This window comes from Corallococcus exercitus (assembly GCF_003611585.1).
In the GTDB taxonomy this organism is placed as follows: domain Bacteria; phylum Myxococcota; class Myxococcia; order Myxococcales; family Myxococcaceae; genus Corallococcus; species Corallococcus exercitus.
Genome location: NZ_RAVW01000506.1, coordinates 1 through 6,316, shown reverse-complemented (window position 1 = coordinate 6,316; position 6,316 = coordinate 1). Strand labels below are relative to the sequence as shown.

General features: G+C 67.1%; 6 protein-coding genes. 3 read left to right on the top strand and 3 right to left on the bottom strand.

Annotated elements, in window-relative coordinates; all coding sequences use genetic code 11:
• Positions 1-465 (top strand): DUF418 domain-containing protein (locus D7W79_RS37110; RefSeq protein ID WP_147442244.1); only part of this gene is annotated, 465 nt, incomplete at its 5' end.
• On the opposite strand, the gene D7W79_RS37105 is transcribed toward D7W79_RS37110, so the two are convergent.
• A complete protein-coding gene (locus D7W79_RS37105; RefSeq protein WP_120529998.1) occupies positions 428-1,054 on the bottom strand; it encodes an SgcJ/EcaC family oxidoreductase in 627 nt (208 codons plus the stop codon). The genes D7W79_RS37110 and D7W79_RS37105 overlap by 38 nt on opposite strands.
• Positions 1,055-1,761: 707 nt before the next feature.
• Here D7W79_RS37105 and D7W79_RS37100 point away from each other — a divergent pair.
• Positions 1,762-2,862: a FadR/GntR family transcriptional regulator gene (locus D7W79_RS37100; protein ID WP_120529997.1), complete on the top strand. Its 1,101-nt coding sequence runs from the start codon at positions 1,762-1,764 to the stop codon at positions 2,860-2,862.
• A 120-nt stretch (positions 2,863-2,982) separates the two neighbouring features.
• Positions 2,983-4,251, top strand: coding sequence for a type I restriction enzyme HsdR N-terminal domain-containing protein (locus tag D7W79_RS37095; RefSeq protein ID WP_120529996.1), 1,269 nt, complete (start codon positions 2,983-2,985; stop codon positions 4,249-4,251).
• A 3-nt stretch (positions 4,252-4,254) separates the two neighbouring features.
• On the opposite strand, the gene D7W79_RS37090 is transcribed toward D7W79_RS37095, so the two are convergent.
• Positions 4,255-5,247 carry a cysteine synthase A gene (locus D7W79_RS37090; RefSeq protein ID WP_120529995.1) on the bottom strand — a complete coding sequence of 331 codons (993 nt, stop codon included), beginning with the start codon at positions 5,245-5,247 and terminating at the stop codon, positions 4,255-4,257.
• Between the two features lie 16 nt (positions 5,248-5,263).
• Positions 5,264-6,217 (bottom strand): type I pantothenate kinase, encoded by a 954-nt coding sequence (gene coaA, locus D7W79_RS37085; RefSeq protein WP_120529999.1) that lies wholly within the window; start codon positions 6,215-6,217, stop codon positions 5,264-5,266.
• Positions 6,218-6,316: the final 99 nt, after the last annotated feature.

The following is a 6,316-nucleotide window of genomic DNA, read 5'->3' as shown; positions in this document are numbered from 1 at the left end:
GGGGTGGTGGTGCAGCACCTGCGCCTCGCGGGACTGCTGGACCCGTCGAAGGCGCACTGGATGTTCACCCTGTCCGCCATCCAGGAGCTGGGCTACCTGGGCCTCGCCGCGTTCTACGTGGCCGCCTTCGCCCTGCTCTTCCAGAAGGAGCGCTGGCGCCGGTGGCTGGGCGTGCTGGCGCCGGTGGGGCGCATGGCGCTGACCAACTACCTGATGCAGACGGTGGTGAGCCTCTGCCTCTACGACGGCTGGGGGCTGGGGCTCGTCGGCAAGCTGCCGCCGTCACGCTGCGTGGCGCTGACGATGGTGGTGTTCGTGCTCCAGGTCCCGTTCAGCCAGTGGTGGCTGTCGCGCTTCCGCTTCGGTCCGGCCGAGTGGCTGTGGCGCTCGCTTACCTACGGCCAGCGCCAGCCCATGCGGCTCGCGCTCAAGCTGTCGCCGGCCGGCGTCCCCGACGTCCGATGAAGAACCCCGCCGCGAGCGCGGCGACCGCGACCAGTGCCCCGAAGCCCATGGCGGCGTTCTTCACCTTGGTGAGCAGGGGGTTGTCGAAGACGTTGGTGGAGTAGTGGAACGCGGCGATGAGCCACCGGTCGCCCTCCTTCACCAGCGTGCAGGTCCACCGTCCGTTGACGACCAGATCCGTGCCGTCGTTCAGGATGTAGTGGTCCAGGGACGAGCCATACGCGACGCCCGAGTTGCCATACAGGCGCGTGAGCGCATCCACGTCGAACTTCGCCGTGACCTTCTTCACGACGCTGTCCGGGCCGCCCAGCATCTGCGCGTAGTAAGCGCGGATGGCGTCCTTCCCCACGCGGACGTCGTTGTTCATGGTGGAGAACACGACGTCCGGGTGCAGGTGCGACAGCAACCGGTCCAGGTCCTGCTTGTTGAGCGCGTCCTCCATGTCCTGCTTGATGGCGCGCAGCGCTTGATGCGTCGATTCATCGCCGGAGGCCACCGCCGCCGGAGCTACGGCCTCCTGAGCCCCCGACACAAGAGGGACCGCGACGAACAGCAACGCCAGGAGACCTACGAACCGGGTGCGCACCATCGAAGCTCCGTGAAGGAAGAGGACGGCGCGCATCCTAAACGACCGCTCAGGGTTTCCGTATGCCAAGAGTGCCCGCTCTGCCATGGGTGTGCAGTCCCCTGGAGCCAACATGAATTCCTCCGAAACTCGATTCCTCAACGTCGACCTCGACCTCCGCGGCACCCCGGGAGTTCGCGACCTGGTTCGAGTGATGGAGCCGTCCAGGGTCGTCCTCCGACTGACCGGCACCGAGGCCACCCTGGAGCAGCGGGCTCCGCCGCGAACCCTGGACAAGGGATTGAGATGGATTGCCCAGCTGGTGGAGGACCTCCCAGCGGACGCGCGCAAGCATTGGGGGTGCTTGCGACGCGCGGACGACGAACATCGGAATCCAGGCCGGAGACAAGCCGCATGAAGCGTTGTTTCCTGTCCCGATCAACACCGTGACCGCGCTGCTGGGAATCAAGGCGGAATTGCTATTCACAATCTACGCCAACGCCACGGATTGATGCGACGCCTGGAACGCCGTGCCGCCTGAGCACGGGGCCACCGGCAGGGGCGTCTGCCGGGCGCGCTTTGCGCGAACCTGTCCGACAGTCGGACAGGTTTGCGCCGCATGACGCCCCAGGCCGCGCTGTTCCGGCAGCCGACGAAACCGGTGTGCCCGCCCGTCCATGTCAGACCCGTCTGGTTGGATGGGCGTGGCTGGGGCAAGGAGGGTGGCGGTGATGGTGCGGGTGGGGCTCGTGGCATACGTAGAGGAGCAACTCGAGCGCGCGATTTCGCTGGGGATGCTGCCGAGGGGGCAGTTCGGCTCGGAAGAGAAGCTGGCGCGTGAGTTCGGGTGCTGCCGGGGCACCGTGCGCGAGGCGCTGCGGCGGCTGGCGGCGCGAGGGCTGGTGGTGCAACGCTCCGGACGCAAGACGCGCGCGGTGGCACTGGATGAGTCGCTGACACTGGAGAACCTGGGCCTGGCGCTGCATGACGAGCGTTCAGAGGAGTGCCGGCGGCTGTTGGAGGGCTTCTTCAGCCTCAAGCGGCAGGTGCTGGTGGAACTCCTGGCCGACTGCTGCGCGAGTGCCTCCGAGGCGCAAGTGAGCCAGTTGGAGTCCACCTGCTACGCGCTCTGGGATGCGGCGCACTGGGAGCCAGGGGCACGCTGCGCACAGTTGGAATTCGAGTTGCTACGCCTGGCGGCACAGGCAGCAGCCCGTCCCGGGCACCTGCTCCTCATCCAGTCACTGCAACGGGCCATGAGGGGCAATGCCGCACGGCTGCAGCTCCTCATGGGCGGCGAGTCGCTGCGCCAGTGGGCCATATGCGCGATGCACGCCCTGGGCGACCGCGACGTACAGGCGCTGACGCACCAACTGCCGGCGCTGCTGAAGGCATGTGATGAGGGCGTGCTGGACGCCTTCGCCCCTGCCTCTCCGGAGCATGTGTCCCCCGAGGACTCCCACGCCGAGGAGAGCCTCCTCGAAGCTTCCGCGTCAGTCGCCGCGCAGGACGAGGCGCTGGAGGCACGTCCCTGCATGGAGGAACGTGGCCTCGACGGCCTCGCGCCCACCGTCGATGACACCACGGTGCGCGGGGCTGCATCCCACCCTCGTGAAGAGGAGGCGATCCCCATGGAGCCGAACGGTGGCGCGATGCATCGTCCAGCCGCCATGGAGCCTACCTGCAGCGAGCCCGGTCATGAGCGCGTTGAGGAGGACGTAGCGGGGGCAAGCACGGCGAGCGAGAACAACAGGAGTCACTGCGGGAGCCGGTCGGAACGAGGCGACGAACCACGCGAAGTACCGCGCGGAACGGCTCCTTCTTCAGGCTGATCCGCATCAGTCAGTCGTTCCGCCGAAGCGCCACCTCACTCGAAGGAGGTATGGACAAAGACACTCGCCAGGATTGTTGTTCCCGGAGCCCGCCTTCGACGGGTTGCTGGGGGGACCACCGTGGACGCGAATCAATTGCTGGAGTTGGTCAAGCGCTATCAGGACTCCAAGAACTTCATCACCAACGAAGAGACCGCCAAGCAGGCCCTGGTGGTCCCCTTCATCCGGTTGCTTGGCTACGACCCCGGTCTTCCGCGGGAGGTGCGTCTCGAATACTCGGCGGACTTCGTCCAGGGCGATGGGAAGAAGCTCCCGGACCGGATGGACTTCGCCATCTTCGACCAGACCGGACTGAAGCCCCTCATCGTCATCGAGACCAAACCCCTGGGCACGGACCTCAAGTCACGCGCCCAGCAACTGGCCCGCTACCTCTCCCAGCTCCCGGAACTCCACTTCGGCATCATCACGGATGGGTGCCACTACCTGTTCTTCGGCGACCTGGAGAACCCCAACGTCATGGACCCGGAGCCCTTCTTCACGTTCTCCCTGGAGGACACGAAGTCGGACTGGGCCAAGGTCGCCAAGTTCCTCTCCAAGTTCAGCCGCGAATCCTTCAACGCCACGACGCTCATCACCGACGCGGAGAACAGCCGCTACCGCCAGGGGATGATCGACAAGCTGTCCGCCGCCCTGAAATCCCCCGGCGAGCACGAGGGCTTCCTCAAGTGGCTCACCGAGGACATTTACAAGGGGAAGCGGACGACCGCCGTGATGGAACGCCTCGCGGAGGTCGCGAAGGAGGCCATCGAGCCCACCCTCCTCCGCGTCATGGGCGATGACTTCCTCGACAAGCTCAAGGAGCGCATCCAGCGGCTGAACGAAGGCGTGGAACCCTCCGCCGCCAAGGAAGGCCCCAACGTGGTGAAAGCCGACAGCGCCAGGCCCTTCGACACGGAGCCCCGCGCCATGGGCGACGACAAGGGACGCCCCACCGTGGAGACCACCGAGGAGGAGCTGTCCTTCTTCGGCGTCATCCGGGACATCTGCACCAAGAACGGCCACGCGGCCGAGGACGTCCTCTACCGGGACACCGCGAGCTACTTCAACGTGTCCTTCAAGAGGCCCACGAAGTGGTTCGTGAGATTCTTCGGCAATGGCAAGCGCAAGAGCCTTGCCACCTGGGTTCCCGTCGACGAAGCGAAGACCCTCGCCGCGGGGTTTGAAGTCGAAGCCTCCCCCGCGGCCTTCGGTGTGAGCCGGGTCTACATCCAGTCGATTCCCGAGGTGTGGGCGCTCAAGGCGCTGGTGGCCCGGAGCCTGGAGCTGTCCCTCACCGCCAAGGAGGAGGCGCCTGCGGAGCCCACCCTCAAGGTGGTCGCCAGCCAGTAGGGCTCACACCGCCGACAGCGGCTTCACCGTGAGCCCCTTTGACGCGAGGAACTCCGGGTTGAACACCTTGGAGGCGTAGCGGCTGCCGTGGTCGCACAGGAACGTGACGATGCGCAGCCCCTGCCCCTGGTGCTTGCGCGCCACCTCCCACGCGGCCCGCACGTTGAGGGCCGCGGAGGTGCCCACCACCAGCGCGTCCTCGCGCGCCAGGTGGTAGAGCATCTCCAGCATGTCCTGGTCCTCCAGGCGCATCGCTTCATCCACGCGCGCCTGACGGAAGTTCTCCGTCAGCCGCATGATGCCGATGCCTTCCGTGATGGAGCTGCCCGCCGTCTCCATCTTCCCCGTGCGCACCTGGCAGTAGAGCCCCGACCCCGGCGGATCCACCAACACCACGCGCAACGCCGGGTTCTTCTCCTTCAGGTAGCGGCTCGTCCCGGACAGCGTGCCGCCGCTGCCCACCGCCGCTACCAGCACGTCCACCTTGCCTTCCGCCTGCTCCCAGATCTCCGGCCCCGTCGTCTCGTAGTGGAAGTCGCCGTTCGCCGTGTTCTCGAACTGGTTCATCCACGCCCAGCCGTTCGCCTCGGCCAGCACCCGCGCCTGGTGGAAGAAATGCGAGGGATTGGAGAACGGCACCGCCGGCACCCGCCGCACCTCCACGCCCATGGCCTCCAGGAGCTCGTACTTCTCACGCGCCTGGTTGTCCGGCATCGTCACCACCACCCGGTAGCCGCGCTCGCGCCCCAGCAAGCCCAGGCCGATGCCCGTGTTGCCCGCGGTGCCTTCGACGATCGTGCCGCCGGGCTTCAGCTGCCCCGTGGCCTCCGCGCGGTGGATCATGCCCTTCGCGGCCCGGTCCTTGATGCTGCCGCCCGGGTTCATGAACTCCGCCTTGGCGACGATGTCACAGCCCGTCTGACGGCTGAGCGAGCCAATGCGCAACAGCGGCGTGTTCCCCACCGCGTCCCAGAGCGACCCCATTCGTGGCGCCATGTTCGTCCTCCCTCCGCTAAAGCTTGCGCATCCGCACGCGGCGGACCTTGTGGTCGCTGCCCTTCACCAGGATGAGCCGCGCCCGTGAACGCGTGGGCGCGATGTTCTCCGCCAGGTTGGGCCCGTTGATCTCCGCCCACACCGACGCGGCCCGCGCGATGGCCTGCTCGCGCGTCAATTCCGAGAAGCGCCGGAAGAAGGACCGCTCGTCGCGGAACGCCGTCTCCCACAGGCGCAGGAAGCGCTCCACGTACCAGTGGCGGATGTCCGTCTCGGTCGCGTCCACGTAGATGGAGAAGTCGAAGAAGTCCGACAGGAACGTGTGCGGCAGCCGCCCGCCCTCCACCGGCCCCGTCTGCAGGACGTTGAGCCCCTCCAGGATGAGGATGTCCGGCTGCCGGATGGACTGCGCCTCCTCCGGCACGATGTCGTAGACGAGGTGCGAGTACACCGGCGCCGTCACCTCCTCGCGCCCCGCCTTCAGCTCCGCCAGGAAGCGCACCAGCGCGCGGCGGTCGTAGCTCTCCGGGAAGCCCTTGCGGTTCATGATGCCCCGCTCGGCCAGCACCCGGTTGGGATGCAGGAAGCCGTCCGTCGTCACCAGCGCCACGCGCGGATGATCCGGCCAGCGCGCCAGCAGCGCCTGGAGGATGCGCGACGTGGTGCTCTTGCCCACCGCCACGCTCCCCGCGATGGCGATGATGAACGGCACCTTGCGCACCGAGTGCCCCATGAACGCCTGCTGCGCCGCCCACAGCGACTGCGCCGACGCCACCTGCAGGTGCAGGAGGCGCGACAGCGGCAGGTAGACGTCCTCCACCTCGTGGATGTCCAGCTGTTCTCCCAGCCCCCGCAGCCGCTCCACCTCCTCCGCCGTCAACGTCATCGGCGTGGAGTCCCGGAGCTCGCGCCACGCGTCGCGGTCCAGGTCGACGTACATCGATGCGGCGCGGGGCTTGGTCACGGACATGCCGCCCAGCATGAACCAGACCTCCCCGGCTCCGGCAAGTGAAGGTGACAACAGGTCTTCCCCGCGATTCTTGACAGCAAGAGTTTCCCACCCCCAACG

Coding starts and splice junctions, on each gene's coding strand:
- D7W79_RS37090 (WP_120529995.1), bottom strand. CDS start 5,247: ATGGCGCCACGAATGGGGTCGCTCTGGGACGCGGTGGGGAACACGCCG.
- D7W79_RS37100 (WP_120529997.1), top strand. CDS start 1,762: ATGGTGCGGGTGGGGCTCGTGGCATACGTAGAGGAGCAACTCGAGCGC.
- D7W79_RS37105 (WP_120529998.1), bottom strand. CDS start 1,054: ATGGTGCGCACCCGGTTCGTAGGTCTCCTGGCGTTGCTGTTCGTCGCG.
- coaA (WP_120529999.1), bottom strand. CDS start 6,217: ATGTCCGTGACCAAGCCCCGCGCCGCATCGATGTACGTCGACCTGGAC.